General features: G+C 64.7%; 17 protein-coding genes. 11 read left to right on the top strand and 6 right to left on the bottom strand.

Going from position 1 to position 16,135, the window contains the following annotated elements; translation table 11 throughout:
- The first annotated feature begins 12 nt into the window (after positions 1 to 12).
- From C8C99_RS23595 to C8C99_RS23565, 7 genes are all read left to right on the top strand, one after another.
- Positions 13 to 1,173, top strand: coding sequence for an acyl-CoA dehydrogenase family protein (locus C8C99_RS23595; RefSeq protein WP_108627399.1), 1,161 nt, complete (start codon positions 13 to 15; stop codon positions 1,171 to 1,173).
- Positions 1,145 to 2,113, top strand: a complete 969-nt coding sequence (locus C8C99_RS23590) for a MoxR family ATPase (protein WP_108627398.1) — start codon at positions 1,145 to 1,147, stop codon at positions 2,111 to 2,113. Before C8C99_RS23595 ends, C8C99_RS23590 begins: the two co-directional genes overlap by 29 nt.
- On the top strand, positions 2,097 to 3,488 hold the full coding sequence (locus C8C99_RS23585) for a VWA domain-containing protein (protein WP_108627397.1): 1,392 nt from the start codon (positions 2,097 to 2,099) through the stop codon (positions 3,486 to 3,488). Before C8C99_RS23590 ends, C8C99_RS23585 begins: the two co-directional genes overlap by 17 nt.
- A 23-nt stretch (positions 3,489 to 3,511) precedes the next feature.
- Positions 3,512 to 3,997 (top strand): PaaI family thioesterase, encoded by a 486-nt coding sequence (locus C8C99_RS23580; RefSeq protein WP_158274195.1) that lies wholly within the window; start codon positions 3,512 to 3,514, stop codon positions 3,995 to 3,997.
- Between the two features lie 24 nt (positions 3,998 to 4,021).
- Entirely contained in the window at positions 4,022 to 5,803 is a 1,782-nt protein-coding gene (locus tag C8C99_RS23575) for an acyclic terpene utilization AtuA family protein (RefSeq protein WP_108627395.1), read from the top strand.
- Positions 5,804 to 5,847: 44 nt separating this feature from the next.
- On the top strand, positions 5,848 to 7,044 hold the full coding sequence (locus tag C8C99_RS23570; protein ID WP_108627394.1) for an acyl-CoA dehydrogenase family protein: 1,197 nt from the start codon (positions 5,848 to 5,850) through the stop codon (positions 7,042 to 7,044).
- Between the two features lie 135 nt (positions 7,045 to 7,179).
- Entirely contained in the window at positions 7,180 to 7,848 is a 669-nt protein-coding gene (locus tag C8C99_RS23565; RefSeq protein ID WP_108627393.1) for a TetR/AcrR family transcriptional regulator, read from the top strand.
- Positions 7,849 to 8,393: 545 nt separating this feature from the next.
- Here the strand turns inward: C8C99_RS23565 and C8C99_RS23560 are convergent.
- The gene (locus C8C99_RS23560) at positions 8,394 to 9,644 is read right to left on the bottom strand and encodes a CaiB/BaiF CoA-transferase family protein (protein ID WP_108627392.1); all 1,251 of its coding nucleotides are present in this window, start codon (positions 9,642 to 9,644) and stop codon (positions 8,394 to 8,396) included.
- A gap of 205 nt (positions 9,645 to 9,849) precedes the next feature.
- Between C8C99_RS23560 and C8C99_RS23555 the strand changes: the two genes are divergently transcribed.
- From C8C99_RS23555 to C8C99_RS23545, 3 genes are read left to right on the top strand one after another with little or no spacing between them, the layout of a single operon-like run.
- Positions 9,850 to 10,668, top strand: coding sequence for an IclR family transcriptional regulator (locus tag C8C99_RS23555; protein WP_108627391.1), 819 nt, complete (start codon positions 9,850 to 9,852; stop codon positions 10,666 to 10,668).
- Positions 10,665 to 11,426, top strand: a complete 762-nt coding sequence (locus C8C99_RS23550; protein WP_108627390.1) for an enoyl-CoA hydratase-related protein — start codon at positions 10,665 to 10,667, stop codon at positions 11,424 to 11,426. The genes C8C99_RS23555 and C8C99_RS23550 overlap by 4 nt, the downstream gene beginning before the upstream one ends.
- A gap of 7 nt (positions 11,427 to 11,433) precedes the next feature.
- On the top strand, positions 11,434 to 12,840 hold the full coding sequence (locus tag C8C99_RS23545) for an MmgE/PrpD family protein (RefSeq protein ID WP_158274194.1): 1,407 nt from the start codon (positions 11,434 to 11,436) through the stop codon (positions 12,838 to 12,840).
- A gap of 54 nt (positions 12,841 to 12,894) precedes the next feature.
- Here C8C99_RS23545 and C8C99_RS24000 read toward each other — a convergent pair whose 3' ends face one another.
- The 4 genes from C8C99_RS24000 to C8C99_RS24285 form a co-directional block, all read right to left on the bottom strand.
- Positions 12,895 to 13,038, bottom strand: coding sequence for a hypothetical protein (locus C8C99_RS24000; RefSeq protein WP_158274193.1), 144 nt, complete (start codon positions 13,036 to 13,038; stop codon positions 12,895 to 12,897).
- A 36-nt stretch (positions 13,039 to 13,074) separates the two neighbouring features.
- Positions 13,075 to 13,293, bottom strand: coding sequence for a hypothetical protein (locus tag C8C99_RS23540; protein ID WP_108627388.1), 219 nt, complete (start codon positions 13,291 to 13,293; stop codon positions 13,075 to 13,077).
- Positions 13,278 to 13,715 (bottom strand): alpha/beta fold hydrolase, encoded by a 438-nt coding sequence (locus C8C99_RS23535; RefSeq protein WP_108627387.1) that lies wholly within the window; start codon positions 13,713 to 13,715, stop codon positions 13,278 to 13,280. Before C8C99_RS23535 ends, C8C99_RS23540 begins: the two co-directional genes overlap by 16 nt.
- A 66-nt stretch (positions 13,716 to 13,781) precedes the next feature.
- A complete protein-coding gene (locus tag C8C99_RS24285) occupies positions 13,782 to 13,883 on the bottom strand; it encodes an acyl-CoA dehydrogenase family protein (protein WP_233247482.1) in 102 nt (33 codons plus the stop codon).
- 105 nt (positions 13,884 to 13,988) lie between these two features.
- Between C8C99_RS24285 and C8C99_RS23530 the strand changes: the two genes are divergently transcribed.
- Positions 13,989 to 14,939, top strand: a complete 951-nt coding sequence (locus tag C8C99_RS23530; RefSeq protein ID WP_108627386.1) for a DUF4158 domain-containing protein — start codon at positions 13,989 to 13,991, stop codon at positions 14,937 to 14,939.
- 114 nt (positions 14,940 to 15,053) lie between these two features.
- Here the strand turns inward: C8C99_RS23530 and C8C99_RS23525 are convergent, their stop codons facing one another.
- On the bottom strand, positions 15,054 to 15,992 hold the full coding sequence (locus tag C8C99_RS23525; RefSeq protein WP_108627385.1) for an IS481 family transposase: 939 nt from the start codon (positions 15,990 to 15,992) through the stop codon (positions 15,054 to 15,056).
- Positions 15,993 to 16,135: the final 143 nt, after the last annotated feature.

The raw sequence follows: 16,135 nt of genomic DNA, 5'->3' as shown, positions 1-16,135 counted from the left end.
CCGCATGGGCCTATGAACCGCTCTCCATCCCCTGCAAAAACGGTGCCGGTCTCGGCACTGCCCGAAGCCATGCGCCTGGCCTTGGCGAACGCGCCAGCGCCTGACGGCGCGCACGGCTTCCCCCGTGCCTGGTGGCGCCATCTCGGTAGCAACGGCTTGCTCGGTGTGGGCTTCGACCGCGATGGCGGGCCGCCCATCGCGGACGCCGTGCGGGTCAGCTCGCTGTCCGGCATCGTCGCCCGGGAATCAGCCAGCCAGGGCCTCGGCATGGCGTGGATGATGCAGCAGATGCTGGGGCGCTTCGTGCTGGCGCCGAATCTGCGTAGCGACCGGCATCGTGCCCTTTTGGCATCCATGGCGCGGGGCGACGCGCTGCTGGCACTCGCGATCTCCGAGCCCGGCGCAGGTGCGCACCCCAAACACCTGGGTTGCCGGGCGGTGCAGGACGGCGACAACTGGCTTCTTGACGGCCACAAGGCCTACGTCAGCAACGGCCCGTCGGCGGACGCCATCATCGTGCTGGCCGTCAGCGGCGAGCACGAGGGGCGCAAGCGCTTCGATGCGTTCGTCGTTGAGGCCGACACACTGGGCCTGACCCGCGAACTGGACGACAAAGTGCGCGGACTGGCGCCGCTCGGCCATTGCGGCCTGCGCCTTGTCGGCTGCCGGGTGCCGGAAAACCAACGCCTGGGCGATCCGGGACAGGCTTTCGACACCATCGCGCGACCGCTGCGCGCGATCGAAGATGCGCTGCTGCTGGGGGCCATGCTTGGCGCCATGCAAGCCGAACTGGATGCGCTGGCGCGCTGGTTTCGCAGCGCCGCCCGCCCCCCTGCCTTGACCCGGGATCTGGGTGGCTTGCAACTCGAACTCGACGCCCTTTCGCCGGTGGCCCGGCACGCCGCCCGGCATCTGGACCAGCACGGGCCGAACGAGGCGCTGGCGGCTTTCAACCTGGGCGCGCGCAGACTGTTTGATCGCTGGCAAGGCGCCTGTGAGTCCTTTGCAGCGGCTCTGGACGACCATGAACCGGCACTGCTCACCCTGTCGCGCGACCTGCGCCTGGTGCAGGGCATTGCCCGCGGCATCGCGGACACCCGACAACTTCAAGCCGGCGAAAGAATGCTGCGCCCCAAGGAAACCCATGAAAACACTGCACCAACCCCACTTTGATTCCATCGACGGCCTGGCGCAACGCCTGGCCGGGGTGGACTACATCGCCAGCCGCGACATCGCCACCGCCGTCTATCTGGGCTTCAACCTGGAAAAGCCGCTCCTGGTCGAAGGCCCGGCCGGCGTCGGCAAGACCGAACTGGCCAAGGGCATGGCCGAGATCCTCGACGTGCCCCTGATCCGCATGCAGTGCTACGAAGGGCTGGACGAATCCAAGGCCCTGTACGAGTGGAAATACGGCAAGCAGTTGCTGTACACCCAACTGCTCAAGGACAAACTGGGCGAGATGATGCAGGGCGCCGTCGGCCTTGCCGCCTCCATGGACAGGTTGCATGCGCACGACGACCTGTTCTTCTCCGAGCATTTTCTGGAGCCGCGACCCCTGTACCAGGCCTTGCACCAGGAGCGCGGTTGCGTGCTGCTGATCGACGAGGTCGACAAGTCCGACCCCGAGTTCGAGGCGTTCCTGCTCGAAGTGCTGTCGGACTTCCAGATCTCGGTGCCCGAACTCGGCACCATCACGGCCAAGGTCAAGCCCCTCGTCTTTCTCACCAGCAACAACACGCGCGAGATGAGCGACGCGCTCAAGCGCCGCTGCCTGCATTTGCACATTCCATTCCCCGAGGCGAAGCTGGAGCGGCGCATTCTGGAGCGTCGCGTGCCGGGCCTGTCGGACACACTGAACCGCGAACTGGTCGCCTTCATCCAGGCGGTGCGCCAGATGGACCTGAAAAAACAGCCCTCGGTCAGCGAGACCATCGACTGGGCCAGAACACTGCTGCTGCTGCACGCCGAGCACCTGAGCTTGGACATGGTGAAGAGCACACTCAACGTCTTCCTCAAGTTCGAGCAGGACATTGCCTCGGCCAGCGAGCAATTGCCCACCCTGCTGCAGCAAGCGCGCAAGGACGCGGAGATGCCCCGTGCAAGCCACGCTTGAAGACTTTTTCAAGGCGCTGCGCGGCAGCGACTTCGAGGTCAGCCTGAACGCCCAGATCGATGCGGCGCGCGCCGTGGCGCTGGTCGGCTGGAGCGACCGCGCCCTGCTCAAAAGCGCGCTGGGCGCGACACTGGCGAAGACCACCCCGGACCGCGCCCTGTTCGACGACGCCTTTGACCGATTCTTCCGTTTCAGCGCCTTTGAAAACCTGAGCGCACCGGCGCAAGACCCGCCCGCACAAAGCGCCCAGAGCCCCCAAGACACGGCGGCCACCGGTTCCGGCGGGCCTGGCGGCTGCCAGGGCAGAGGCGGCCAAGCCCTGTCGCAGTTGCTGCTGGCGGGTGACTCGGCGGCACTGGCCAAGCGCATGCAGGAAGCTGCGCGCGAGGTCGGCCTGACCGACATCTGGTTCTTCACCCAAAAAGGCCACTACACCCAGAAAATCCAGCAAGCCATGGGCCTGGAATTGCTGGACCGCGAAATTTCCGACGCCAAACGCCAGACGCTGGCACCCGCGCGCGCGCGCGAACTCGAACTGGCGCGCAAGAAATTGTTCGAGGAGGTGCGCAATTTTGTCGAACGCAAGCTCGCGCTCTTCGGCACGGCGCCCACGCGCCAATTGCACGACGACTTCCTGCAATCGCAAAAGCTTTCGAACATCGAAAAACGCGATTTCGCGCGCATGCACGTCATCGTCAGCAAAATCTCCAAGCGGCTGGCCGAGCGCCACTCGCGGCGCAAGAAAAAGCGCGTGCGCGGCCAGCTCGACTTCCGCAAGACCCTGCGCAATAACGCGGCCTACGACGGCGTGATGTTCGAGACCTTCTGGCGCTCCAGGGTGGTGGACCGGCCGCGAGTGGTGGCCATCTGCGACGTCAGCGGCTCGGTGCGCCAGTACGCGCACTTTCTGCTGCTGTTCCTGCACAGCCTGGGCGAGCAGGTGAGCGACCTGCGCAGCTTTGCCTTCACCAACCACCTAGTCGAGGTAAGCGACACCTTCGAGTCGCTGCCGGTCGAACAGGCGGTGGACAAAGTGATGCAGGCGGTAGGCGGCAGCGGCACCGACTACGGGCAGACCCTGCTCGACATCGAAGCGCAGCTGCTCGATGACATCGACCGCCGCACCACCGTGTTAATGCTCGGCGACGCGCGCAACAACCGCGGCCAGGCCCAGGCGCACGTCATGCAACGGCTCTACCAGCGCGCGCGCCGGGTCATCTGGCTCAACCCCGAGCCCGTCTCGTTCTGGGGCCTGGGCGACTCGGAGATGAAGCGCTATGCGCCTTATTGCCACATCGCGCGCGAATGCAACTCGCTGGCGCATCTGGAAAACACGCTGGACGCCTTGCTGCGCAACCATTCGGCCAGCGCCTGAAACCCCCTTACAGGAACCCACACATGAATGCCCCCCAACTGGACCGCATCGCCGCCTACAAGCAAAGCTGGAACGACAACCTGTTTCTGAAAGCGCAAGGGCTGGAGGTTGAAGAAACCGCCGTGGGCCGAGCGATCGTGCGGCTGCCCCAGGCCCTGCCCACGCAACGCGGCGGCGGCGGTTCGGACACCGTGCTCAACGGCGGCGTCATCTCCTATATGTTTGACGGCGCGCTGGGCTGGGCCATCATCTCCTCGCTGCTGGCCATGCCCGAGGCGGCCGACATCGACCCCTTCGAGCTGCGCCAGTTCACGATCAACCTCGACATCACCTTCCTCAATGCCGCCCTGGGCGACAGCTTCGAGGCGCGCGGCCGTGTGGTGCGCATCAGCCGCACGATGGCATTTGCCGAAGGGGAGTTCCTGGACGCCAATGGCACCGTCTGCGCCACCGCCAAGGGCATCTGGCGCGTGTTCTGGCCCCGCAGTATGCCCACTCCCCTGCGCTGACCCCATCAACAATAGGAGTTATTCATGAAGCAAACAACCCTCCGCATCGGCAGCGCCTCGGGCTTCTGGGGCGACAGCGAATTCGCCGCCGCCCAACTGGTGCAGCGCGGCAACATCGACGTCCTGGTGTTCGACTACCTGGCCGAAATCACCATGTCGCTGCTCAGCCGCGCCAAGGCCAAAGACCCGGCACTGGGCTATGCACCGGATTTCGTGGCCACCCTCCGGCCCCTGATGAAGGAACTGAAGTCGCGCGGCATCAAGGTCATTGCCAACGCGGGCGGCGTCAACCCGTCCGCCTGCCGCGCCGCGCTGGCGGCGGCGGCACAGGCCGAAGGCGTGGATTTGAAAATTGCCGCCGTGCTGGGCGACGACCTGATGCCGCAGGTGGAAGCGCTGCGCGCAGCCGGCACCCAGGAGATGTTTGCAGGCAGCCCGTTTCCGCAAAAGGTCATGAGCGCCAACGCCTATCTGGGCGCCTTCCCGATTGCAGCCGCGCTGGCGGCCGGCGCCGACATCGTGGTCACCGGCCGCTGCGTCGACAGCGCGGTCACGCTGGCGCCGCTGATCCATGCCTTTGGCTGGACCGCCGCCGACCACGATCTGCTCGCGCAGGGCAGCTTGGCCGGTCACCTGATCGAGTGCGGCACGCAGGCCACCGGCGGCAACTACACCGACTGGGACACCGTGCCGGGCTGGGACGACATGGGTTTCCCCATCGCCGAATGCCGCGCTGACGGCAGCTTCGACATCACCAAGCCCGAAGGCACTGGCGGGCTGGTCTGCCCCTCCACGGTGGGTGAACAGATGCTGTACGAAATCGGTGACCCGCGCGCCTACATCCTGCCCGACGTCGTTTGCGACTTCACCGGCGTGACGCTGACGCAGATCGGCCCCGACCGCGTCGAGGTCAAGGGCGCGCGCGGCCTCCCGCCGACCGACCAGGCCAAGGTCAGTGTCACGTACGCCGACGGCTTTCGGGCCATGAGCCTGTTCATGATTGGCGGCATCGATGCCGGCGCCAAGGCCCAGCGCGTGGGTGCCGCCATGCTGGCGCGCATGCGACGCCACTACCGCGAGCGCGGCTGGCCCGACTTCACCGAAACCAGCATCGAAGCCATTGGCGCCGAAGACACCTATGGCCCCCATGCGCGGCCCGATGCGCGCGAAGTGATGCTCAAGGTCGGCGTGCGCCATCCGGTCAAGGACGCGCTCGAACTGTTTTCACGCGAAGTGGCGCCGCTGGCCCTGATGTCGGCCCCGGCCATCACTGGCTTCACCGGCGGCCGACCCAAGGTGCAGCCAGTGGTTCGACTATTCTCCTGCCTGGTGCCCAAGGCACAGGTGGCCGCCAGCATCGACATGGGCGACCAGACCGTGGAAGCACCATCATGGCACGGCCAGGTGTTTGACCCGGCGACCCTGCCCCAGGTCGGAGGCCCGCTGCCTGCCGCCGATGCCTTTGCGCGCGGCACACGCACGGTGCCGCTGGTGCAACTGGCGTGGGGGCGCAGCGGCGACAAGGGCGACGCCGCCAACATCGGCATCCTGGCGCGCAAGTCCGGCTACTTGCCCTTCATCCGAGCCGCCCTGACCGAGCAGGCGGTGGCGGCCTGGTTCGCCCACCTGGTCAAGGGCAGCGTGCGACGATTCGATTTGCCCGGCACGCACGCGCTGAATTTTCTGCTGCACGAAGCCCTGGGCGGCGGCGGCATCGCCTCAGTCCGCATGGACTCGCAGGGCAAAGCCTTCGCGCAGATGCTGCTCGATTTTCCAGTTCCGATTCCGGCCGACATGTCACTTTGACAACTTTTGCCCCCAGCCCCCAATCTAAGATGGAGACACACACCATGAACACCCCGGCAACCACCGCCATTGGCAACACTGCTTCCGCAGCGCTGCGCGAGCGTATCCGAGACGTGCAGGAAGCCGCCCGCGGCGTCACCACCCTGTACCCGCGCAGCTACATTCTCCAGTGCATCCAGGAAGACCGCTTCCCTGACGAGCTGTGGCAAAAACTCGGCGAGTTCGGCCTGCTCGGCCTGTCCGTCCCCGAAGAGTACGGCGGATCCGGCGGCGGCGTGCTGGAGATCACCGCGCTCAACGAGGCGCTGGCGCTGGCCGGCGTGCCCACACTGTTCTTGGTCGTCACCGGCCTGGGCCGGGTGCCGATCATGCGCCACGGCACGCCCGAGCAGATCCGCAAATACGTCACCCCCACCTGCACCGGCGAGAAGAAGCTGTGCTTTGCCATCACCGAACCCAACGCCGGCACCAACAGCTTCGCCATGACCACGCTGGCCACGCCCAACGCCGACGGCGGCTGGACGCTCAACGGCCAGAAGGTCTTCATCTCCGGCGCGCGCGATGCCGACTACATGCTGGTCATCGCGCGCACCACCAAGGCCGGCGAGGTCAAGCACCGCACCGACGGCATCTCGCTGTTCGTGCTCGACATGAAAACGCCCGGCATCCAGCTGACGCAACTCAACATCCAGGTCGAAACCGCCGAGCGCCAGTATATGGTGTTCTTTGACAACGTCAAGCTGCCCGCCGACGCGCTGATCGGCGAAGCCGGAAAGGGCGCCAAGCTGATGTTCGACGGCCTGAATTCCGAGCGCCTGCTGGCCGCCGGCGCGGCGTTGGGCCTGGGCGACTATGCGCTGACCAAGGCCGTGGCTTACGCCAACGATCGCAAACCCTTCGGCAAGCCGATCGGCTCCTACCAAGCGCTGCAACACCGCATGGCACAGGCCAAGGCCCAGATCGAAGCCGCGCGCCTGATGACCTACTCCGCGGCCGAGCGCTTCGACGCCGGCGAAGACGCCGGTGCGCACGCCAACATGGCCAAGTTGCTGGGCTCGCAGGCGGCGGTGGCGGCCGTCGAGGCCGCGCTGCAAACCCACGGCGGCTACGGGTTCGATCGCGACTACGACATCATCACGCTGTGGCCCATGATCCGCTTGCTGGAAATCGCGCCTATCAACAATGAGATGCTGCTCAACTACATCGGCGAGCACGTGCTGGGTTTGCCGAAGTCGTACTGAGCCGATGGCTGTCATCCCCAGCACCGGCCACCAGAACCGAGGGTCAGAATACGATCAGGACCTCCGACCGCCGTTTTCGGGGCGGCCCGAGCTTGCGAACCGCCACTGGTGGCAGGCATCGCTACTCGTTCACCGATGATGTGTTCCACTCGCCCGCTCCCCACTGTCGTAGCTGCCAAGCGGCCACGAGGCCGCCCACCCAAGACGCTGCAAGAGCGGAATGAAGGCAACCGCCGCCAAGATATCGTCAAAGCCGCGGCCAAACTGTTTCGACGCCACGGCTTCAACGGTACGAGCACGCGCGACATCGCCAGCGCCGTCGGCATGCATTCCGGTTCATTGTTTTGTCACTTCGCAAGCAAGGATGAGCTGTTGTACGAAGTGGTGCAGGAAGGCCTGCGTCGCGCGCTGGCGCGTCAGACAATCGTGTTACTTGCCACCCATGACGCTGCAACCACGCTGCGGCAATTGATCCGATCGCATTTCGATACGCTACTTGGGCAAAGTAGCGACTTCATGCATGCGGTGCTCTACGAGTCCCGCTCTCTCAACACCAGGCAGCGCAACGTCATCGCTAAGCTGCAAGGTGACTACGAAGCGACATGGATGCCCGTGCTTCAAGCACTCTCGTCGACCGGCTACTTGCAAGTCGAGGTGCCGCTTGCGCGGAATTTGATCTTTGGCATGCTGAACGGGTCAGCGCAGTGGTTCAACCCCAAAATGGGCATCTCGATTGATGACCTGACCGACGCAGTGGTGGCCCTGTGCATACACGTACCCCGGCAAAGCCAAAACCGGACTTGATTCTGTGAGCCCTGTACAGAGGCGTCCCTACCAACTGAGGAGGCCTGTCACTTGCAAGCGTGATGCGTGCGGTGCATGATGACCCGGCGGAGGCCGTGGTAATCGTTGACAGAGTGTGACGTGTGCAGCGGTTATCCCGGAACACCAGAGAACCCACCTGCCAGCGGAAGCTGGCAGGTCAACTCTGCCTTCTTTCCGGTGCGTAAATATTATAAAAACTGCAGCAGCGCCACGACCGGCTTCGGCCTAGCGATCTCAATGCCGTTCATGAACGGGTATTCCGCCGGGTGCTAACGGCCTTGGCGCAAACCAGAAAGTGTTCGTTCGTGGAGGTGCTGGTCGCGCAAAAAAACGACGCCATGCGCGAGCCAGACGCTGCGCAGTCATCCTGCCCTTGCGGCTGGGACAGGTCGAGCCCGGAGAGTTCCGCGCCCAGCACGCCGGTCAGTCTGATTGCAGTCAATGCCGGGGCTTTCATTGTAGTAGCTTCGCCCTGGCAGGCTGCGGCGCGAGCGCCTTCGGGCAGCAGAGTGGCCAAGCGTTTCTCATGCTGACACTTGGACACCGGCGGCTTCCGACACTGCTGCGCCACTGACCAGCAAGGACACCAGCGCGCTTGCATCAAAGCCGCATTCGCGCAGAACCGATTCGGTGTGCTCCCCCAGTCGCGGCGCGGGCGCCAACTGGCTGACGTCGTAACCCACCCAGCGCGCCGACGTACCAAAGGTGCGGATCTCCCCTTCGCACGGGTGCTCGACCTGGCGGAAGAAGCCCACCGCCGCCAGGTGCGGGTCGTCCAGCAGGGACTCGATGCTGTTCAGGGGCACCGCCGGCACGTCGATCTGCTCGAACAGCGCCAGCCAGTGATCGCTGCTCTGCCCGCGCAGCGTCTGGCCCAGAAAGCCGTACACCTCGTCGATGTGCCGGGTGCGGCTGCTCAAGTCGGCGAAGCGCGGATCGGTGCGCAAATCGTCGCGCTCGATGGCGCGCAGAAAACGCTGCCAGTGTCCGTCGTTGTAGACCAGCGCACAGATGTGGCCGTCGCTGGTTTCATAGGGCCGGCGCCCGGGCGAGAGCAGCCGCACGTAACCGGCGTCACCGCTGGGCGGCTCGAAGGTGCGGCCATACAGGTGATCCGACAGCACCACGCTGGCCATGGTCTCGAACATCGGCACGTCGATGCGGCAGCCGCGCCCGGTGCGCTCGCGCCCATACAGCGCCATGGCCACGCTGTGCGCCGCATGCAGGCCGACCATGCGGTCGGCAATCGTCAGCGGCACGTAACGCGGCTCGCTTGCCCCGCTGCGTTGCTGCAAGTCGGCAATGCCGACCGCGCCCTGGATCAGGTCGTCATAGGCCGGGCGGCCGGCGTAGGGGCCGTCCTCGCCGTAGCCATACACGCCGCACCAGATGATGCGCGGATTGATCGCCGACACACTCTCATAGTCCAGCCCGAGCCGGGTGATGGAGGCCGGTCGCAGGTTGTGCACGAAGACATCGGCGCCTTCGATCAGGCGCCGCATGGCGGCCGCGCCCTGCGCGGTTTTGAGGTCGAGCACCACGCTGCGCTTGTTGCGGTTCAGGTGCAGGAACAGCGGGCCCATGCCGGGATGGCGCCCGGGGCCGATCCAGCGCGTCGAATCGCCCTCGGGGGATTCGATCTTGATCACGTCGGCGCCATGGTCACCAAAAATCTGGGTCGCATACGGCCCCATCAGCACTGTGCTGAGGTCAATCACCCGCACGCCCGCGAGCGGCCCCCCGGCGGGTGCAGTCTGGTTGGGTGGGTTTGTCATCTGTGTCCCCTCTGATTTTTTTGACGTCAGGCCACCTCATCGTCTTGTATTGAGGAAAACCTGATTGAAGCTTTTGCATATTAGTGCTAATTTGATACTAGAACAACCAGTCTGATATCGGAACAAAAGCATGAGTCCCATGAACCATCCAGCAACAGCCCGGTACGAACGAGTAGGTGCTACACACCGGGCAGACGGTGCGCCGATGTCGCTGGCACGCGTGTTGCGACTGCTGCAGCTGCTGGCCGGGCAGCCCCCGGGCATGGCCCTGGCCGAGCTGTGCGAGTCGATGCACGCACCGAAAACCAGCGTGCTCTCGCTGTTGCGGGGCCTCACGGCGCATGGCTACCTGCAACGCAGCGGCGCGGTGTATCGGCTGGGCCCTGCATCGTTCTCTCTGGGGGCCGCGCTGGTTTCGGCCAGCTCGCTTGACATCGTGGCCATGCCGTTCCTGCGCGAAGCGGTGGCGCGGTCCGGCGAGACCACATTGATCGCCAAGATCAACCGCGCGGAGGGTCAACTCATTTACGGCCCCATCGTCGAGAGCACAAGAGCGATCCGATACGCCGTGCCGGAAGGAACGACACGACCGCTGTTTGCCTCCTCCGCCGGGCGCGTGCTGCTGGCGTTCCAGGACGAGGCGTGGCGCGACGAATATCTGCAAAGCGCCGACCTGCATGCACTGACCCCACGCTCCGTCACCGACCGAAAGCAACTGGCGCGCATCATCGAGCAGGTTCGAAAAACCGGCGTGGCCTTCACGTTCGGGGAAGTCACACCGGATGTGGCCGGTTTTTCGGCCCCGATCTTCGAGCCCGGCGGCCGCGTGAATGCGGCGCTGATCATCGCCGCGCCTATTGAGCGCGGTCGCGCCGCGGCGGCTGACCTGCAGCGCCTGGTGATGGAACTCGCTGCAAACATTTCGCGCGCGCTCGGCTACCGTCCGGAACCGGACCCGCGTGAATTGACGGCACGCGCCCCAAGAGAGCGGAACCACAACTTGACCAGGAGATTGAGCCCATGACCAATGAACTTCTCTATGAGGTGAGCGACGGCATCGCCATCATCACCATCAACCGCCCCGAACGCCGCAATGCGCTGAGCCGCGCCGTGCGCGATGGCTTCTTCGAGGTCTGGCGTCGCTTCGAAGCCGACGCCGAGGCACAGGTAGCGATTCTCACTGGTGCGGGTGACAATTTCTGCGCCGGCATGGACCTTGTGGAAGCCGCCGACACCCAGCTGCGCATCCCGCCGGCGGGCTTCATCGCCGTGCTCGGCGACAACATCGAGGTCACCAAGCCCGTCATCGCCGCCGTGCAGGGCTATGCCTATGCGGGCGGCTGGCTGCTGTCGCAGATGTGCGACCTGTGCGTGGCGGACGAAACCGCCAAATTCGCTATTACCGAGGCCAAGGTCGGACGCGGCATGCCGTGGGCGGCGCCCGTCATCCACATGCTGCCGCAGCGCATCCTGATGGAAGTTGCGATGACAGGCGAACCGCTGACAGCGCAGCGCGCCTACGAACTCGGCTACATCAACCGCCTGATGCCCAAGGGGCAGGCGCTGCAAGGCGCCAAAGAACTGGCGACCCGTCTCATGGCCAATGCGCCGCTGACGGTGCGCGCGGCCAAGGAAATGGTGCGTCTGTCCACCGAGATGGGCCGTACCGCCGCGCTGCGCGCCTCGAACCGCGCGTTCGATGCCGTCTACCTCAGTGAAGATGCGCTGGAAGGCCCCCAATCTTTCCGGGAAAAGCGCAAACCGGTCTGGAAGGGGCGCTGAAGTGAGCGTGACCACGGCCTCTATATCCGCATCGTCGGCCTCGCGCCCAACCACTGACATCACACGGGAACTGGCCGCACGCAGTGCTGCCCTGTGCTACAACGACCTGCCGGAGGATGTGCGCCTGCGGGTCCGGCAATGCCTGCTCGACTGGATGGGGGTGACGCTGGCGGGCGCGTGCGAGCCGCTGGTGCACATGCTGGCCGAAGAAGCCCGTGAGCAGGGAGGCCACGCCCAGGCCACCGTCGTCGGGCACGCCATGACGACCTCCAGCCGACAGGCGGCGTTGATCAATGGCGCGGCCTCGCACGCGCTCGATTACGACGACCTCAACATGGCCTGCACCGGCCACCCCTCGGTGGTCCTGATCCCGGCCTTGCTGGCCCTGGCCGAGTCGCATGGCGCCAGCGGAGGCGACTTCATGACCGCCTTCGCCGCCGGCTATGAAACCATGTGCCAGCTGGGGCTGGCTACCGGCGACGCACAGTACTCCAACGGTTTTCACACCACGGCCACGCTCGGCACGCTGGGCGCGGCCGCTGCCTGCGCGCGCCTGCTGCAGCTCGACGCCGACGACACCGCGACCGCGCTGGGCATCGCCAGCACCACGGCGGCCGGACTGAAATCGATGTTCGGCACCATGTGCAAGCCCTTGCACGCGGGGCGCGCCAGTGCCGACGGCCTGCAGGCGGCCCAATTGGCCGCGCGTGGCTTCACCAGCCGTGCCGATGCGATCGAATGTACGCAAGGCTTCATCGCCACACACGGTGGCACCGCATCGCTGGAAGCGGTCCTGGCCGCGCCGGACGGCGGCTGGCACCTGCGCCACAATCTGTTCAAATTTCACGCCGCCTGTTACGGCACCCATGCCGCCATCGAGGCCGCGCGCCAGCTGCGTCTCCAACATGCACTGCAACCCGAGGACGTGATCCACGTGACGGTACGGGCCGGCGCGGCCAGCGAGGGCGTGTGCAACCTTGCCGAACCGCGCACCGGGCTGGAGGCCAAGTTCAGTCTGCGCCACACAGTGGCGATGGCGCTGGCGGGGATTGACACAGCGGGACTGGACGGGTTCAGTGACGAAGCCGTGCGTGCGCCCGAGGTCGTGGCGCTGCGTGGGCGCGTGCAGGTCTTGCTCGCGCCCCAGTGCCCGGGGCTCACCCTCAGCGAAGTGGTGATCGAGACCCAGGACGGCGCCGTGCTGCGCCAGCGCCACGACAGCGGACGCCCCGCCAGCGACCTGCTGGAGCAGCAGCAGCGGCTGGAGGAAAAGTTCCGCCGCCTGGTCAAGCCCGCGCTCACCCCGGCCGAGGGCGACGAGCTGATCGATCTGGTGGCTCGCCTGGACCACCTGACCGACCTCTCTCCGCTGGCAAGCATGCTGGCCCGCCAGGCATGCCGCGGCCTGCACTGACGGCGGCATATTGAAGCTGGAGCACCATCGCGTAGGCAAACTCTTCGGCGTCCGTCATCGGCCGGTGTCCTCGCTTCCGGCCGAGACGCTGTGTCCGATGCGCCCGAGCAGCCGCTGCAACATGCCGATCGTCTCGCCGCGCGCGCGCTGCTGCGGATGGTGGCCGACTCCAGGCAGTGCCATCACTTCAAGCGGCATCAGGCCGTGGCGAAACAGGGAAATTGCGCTGGGCCGTCAGCCATATTCATCGTCATTACCGAACAGCACGGAAACCGGGCAGCGCACCGCGGCAAGCTCGGCATTCATGTCCCATTGCAGGGCCCGCGGGCTGGCCCAGGGCTCGTACCAGCCCCAGAACATCGCGTCGGTGTTGTCGCCATGGTGGCGCATCAGCTTGTCGCGCAGCCCCTCGTGTTCAAACGCGCGGCGCGCACCCGTCATGGCATCGACCATGAACTGATCGATGGTGATCGTCGGCGAACAGGCGAACAGGCGAGCACGCCGCACACCCGCTCAGGATGCACCGCCGCAGCCAGGAGCGACATCGCACCGCCATCGCTGTGGCCGAACATCAGAGCCGGGCGGATGTCGAAGTGCCGCAGCACCTCACCGAGCACCGGTCCGGCCTCCTCGCTCCGATAGCTTGGTTCACGCCCGCCGACCAGACGCTCGGAGCATCCATAGCCATGGCTGTCGTAGGCCAACACGGGCCAGCCGCTGACCTCGGCCAGCGCTTGCGGCAGATCCTTCCAGGTGGTGATGCAGTCCAACCCGCCGTGCATCATGACAATGGCCGGTCGCCCGGCGCCCACGTCGCCCCAGGTGCCGGCGGCGAGCCGGTGGCCGCCCGCAAACAGTTCGTGCCCTTTCATCATGTCAATCGATCTCCTTGTTGCGCATTGCAGAGGATCGGCACGCGCCGGGCCCAGGCTGGGCACAACCTACAGGTCCACCTGTCCGGTCAGCAGTTGGCGCGCGATGGTACGGCGCTGAATCTCGCCCGTTCCGTCGGGGATGCGCATCACGAGGTGACCTCCATTCACGCGCAGGTTTTTACGCTTCCCATTACGGGTAAACCCTGAACTCTGCGACACCTTGACTGGCCTTCATCCTGCTGCCAGAGTGCCCCATCCAGGGAGGCAGGAGAAATGTCAGGATTTCATCAGCGCTTCAATATAGGCACGACCTCGTTCCCCAAGACCCTCACCGATATAGATATTGGTCTGTGCTTTCGGCTGTCCAAAGAAGATGTCGATGCTCTGAGATCGCGGTACCGAGACAATGCACTTGGGCCGGCGATCCTTCTCGTTTTTCTGCGAGCCTCTGGACGGCATCTCGAAAACCTGACGCTCATCCCAGCGCTTCTTTTGAAGTACCTCTGCGCGGAACTGCAGCTGCGGCAGACGTCCATTGCATCACTCAAGTCTCTGTACAAGAGACCTACAACGCTAACTGCCCACAGGCAGTGGGTTCTCGAGAACCTCGCCAACCTGGCGCCTGCAACTCCAGAGAAGCTCGACGACCTCGGTCTTGCGTTGAAGGCTCTGGCGAGCACCGCTGTTTCGACCGAGGACTTGGTTAAGCGTGGGGAGCTTTGGCTGCTCGATAACCAGTTGCTTATCCCCCATGAGCGGGTCCTACGAAGCATCGCCAGCCGCGCATTTGAAGCCGAGACTGTCGCCGCGATCGAGGTCGTGCGCCTCAATGTCACTGAGGCGCTTGCTCAAAAGGCTCTGAAGGCCGTTTATTCCGGGCGAAAAGGGAGAACAGGTGGCACGAATTTGGAATGGCTCAAGGAGCCACCGGGAAAGCATGGGCTTCATTCCCTTCGAGAGGCCAGCAAAAAGATTGCCTTCCTGAAAGAGCTGGGGGTCCATCTGTGGGACATCTCTGCAATCGGCGGAGCACGGATTCGAGCATATGCGCGCGCCGTCGTGCATCGTGCTCCTTCAGCAACGAAAGCGCTGTCCGAGAAAACACAAGTGCTTGAGGTCTGCGGTTTTCTGCGCGCAACCTTGCTTGAATTCACCGACAACGCGTTCTACACGGCTGGCCGCCATCTCAACCGCCTGATCGGCCAAGGACGCAACCGCGTGTAGTCCTTGCGCGCACAGAGCGCCGAGGGGTATGCACAGCAAGAGCAGCGTGTTTCCAAACCGCATAGCGATAAGAGTTTCTGTTTCAGTGAACATGACTTCAAGCCATTTAGAGCCCTACATGTTGAGTTGCAATAGGTTATTCCCGCCGAGTCTGGATGCGGGAGGTTTGTGCCCGAGGGCTGAGTGAGGCCTTCGGGCGTTGTAGTAGCTCAGGAATGCGGGCAGCCCGGCCGTTCGCTCGGCGCTGTTTGACCACACGCGGCCATAGGCCCACTCACGCAGGCAAGTCTGGATAAAGCGCTCGGCCTTGCCATTGGTCTGCGGCCGATAGGGCTTAGTGAAGCTGTGCTTGATACCCATGGCCTGGCAGGTCTGTGCAAACAGACGTGAGCGGTAGGCCGCGCCGTTATCGGTGATCAACCGCTCGATCTTCACGCCCAAGGCCGCGTAGTGGGCAACACTAGCCTTGAGGAATTCCACGGCCGAGCCCTTGCGCTCATCAGCGTGCATTTGTACGAAGCCTACGCGGGAGTGGTCGTCGATGGCCACATGTGCGAACTCCCAGCCTGCACCTCGGGTGTGGTCGCGTGGATCGCCAGTGGCGCGGTGGCCCGTGACGACGATGCGTCCGAGCTTCTTGGTGTCCATGTGCAGCAGCTCGCCGGGCCTTTGACGCTCATAGCGCACCGCGAGATTCGCAGGCTCCAGGGCTTTGAGGCTGGACAGGCCCAGGCGAGCGAGCAGACGACTGATGGTTGACACGCTGCGCCCGACGATCCGGGCAATGCTGCGCATGGGCATACGGCTGCGACGCAGCTGTTCAATGCGCCGGCACAGCGCCGCGTCGCATGTCGTGCGTGTAGTCTGCGGGCGCGAGCTGCGGTCATACAAGCCGGCCAGGCCTTGTTCGGCAAAGCGCTTGAGCCATTTACGGGCGGTGCGCTCGCTGATGCCTGCGGCCGAGGCCGCAGGCATCAGCCCCATGACGGCGATGCGCTCTACGAACAATTTACGCCCTTCGAAGGTGAGTCTGGCATTCTTATGGCTGTTCATCCGGTGGGATTCCTCTGTGATCCTGAAGCGTGGTACCTCCAGTCTCCCAGAACCATTCGGGTGAACAACCTATTGAGACACAACAGCTAGGCACACGCTGTGGTTCGTAACCTGTAGCTCATCTGCATGGGCTTTCCTTGAAA

The sequence above is a fragment of the Acidovorax sp. 107 genome, from assembly GCF_003058055.1.
GTDB lineage: Bacteria > Pseudomonadota > Gammaproteobacteria > Burkholderiales > Burkholderiaceae_C > Acidovorax.
The sequence above is the reverse complement of the archived record's forward strand: the minus strand, read 5'-3'. Positions and strand labels throughout refer to the sequence as shown.

What these genes read in the sequence shown, in the direction of transcription:
- C8C99_RS23595 (WP_108627399.1), top strand. Translation starts at nt 13, where the DNA reads ATGAACCGCTCTCCATCCCCTGCAAAAACGGTGCCGGTCTCGGCACTG.
- C8C99_RS23590 (WP_108627398.1), top strand. Translation starts at nt 1,145, where the DNA reads ATGAAAACACTGCACCAACCCCACTTTGATTCCATCGACGGCCTGGCG.
- C8C99_RS23580 (WP_158274195.1), top strand. Translation starts at nt 3,512, where the DNA reads ATGAATGCCCCCCAACTGGACCGCATCGCCGCCTACAAGCAAAGCTGG.
- C8C99_RS23575 (WP_108627395.1), top strand. Translation starts at nt 4,022, where the DNA reads ATGAAGCAAACAACCCTCCGCATCGGCAGCGCCTCGGGCTTCTGGGGC.
- C8C99_RS23570 (WP_108627394.1), top strand. Translation starts at nt 5,848, where the DNA reads ATGAACACCCCGGCAACCACCGCCATTGGCAACACTGCTTCCGCAGCG.
- C8C99_RS23565 (WP_108627393.1), top strand. Translation starts at nt 7,180, where the DNA reads ATGATGTGTTCCACTCGCCCGCTCCCCACTGTCGTAGCTGCCAAGCGG.
- C8C99_RS23560 (WP_108627392.1), bottom strand. Translation starts at nt 9,644, where the DNA reads ATGACAAACCCACCCAACCAGACTGCACCCGCCGGGGGGCCGCTCGCG.
- C8C99_RS23555 (WP_108627391.1), top strand. Translation starts at nt 9,850, where the DNA reads ATGTCGCTGGCACGCGTGTTGCGACTGCTGCAGCTGCTGGCCGGGCAG.
- C8C99_RS23550 (WP_108627390.1), top strand. Translation starts at nt 10,665, where the DNA reads ATGACCAATGAACTTCTCTATGAGGTGAGCGACGGCATCGCCATCATC.
- C8C99_RS24000 (WP_158274193.1), bottom strand. Translation starts at nt 13,038, where the DNA reads ATGCCGCTTGAAGTGATGGCACTGCCTGGAGTCGGCCACCATCCGCAG.
- C8C99_RS23540 (WP_108627388.1), bottom strand. Translation starts at nt 13,293, where the DNA reads ATGGTCGATGCCATGACGGGTGCGCGCCGCGCGTTTGAACACGAGGGG.
- C8C99_RS23535 (WP_108627387.1), bottom strand. Translation starts at nt 13,715, where the DNA reads ATGATGAAAGGGCACGAACTGTTTGCGGGCGGCCACCGGCTCGCCGCC.
- C8C99_RS23530 (WP_108627386.1), top strand. Translation starts at nt 13,989, where the DNA reads ATGTCAGGATTTCATCAGCGCTTCAATATAGGCACGACCTCGTTCCCC.
- C8C99_RS23525 (WP_108627385.1), bottom strand. Translation starts at nt 15,992, where the DNA reads ATGAACAGCCATAAGAATGCCAGACTCACCTTCGAAGGGCGTAAATTG.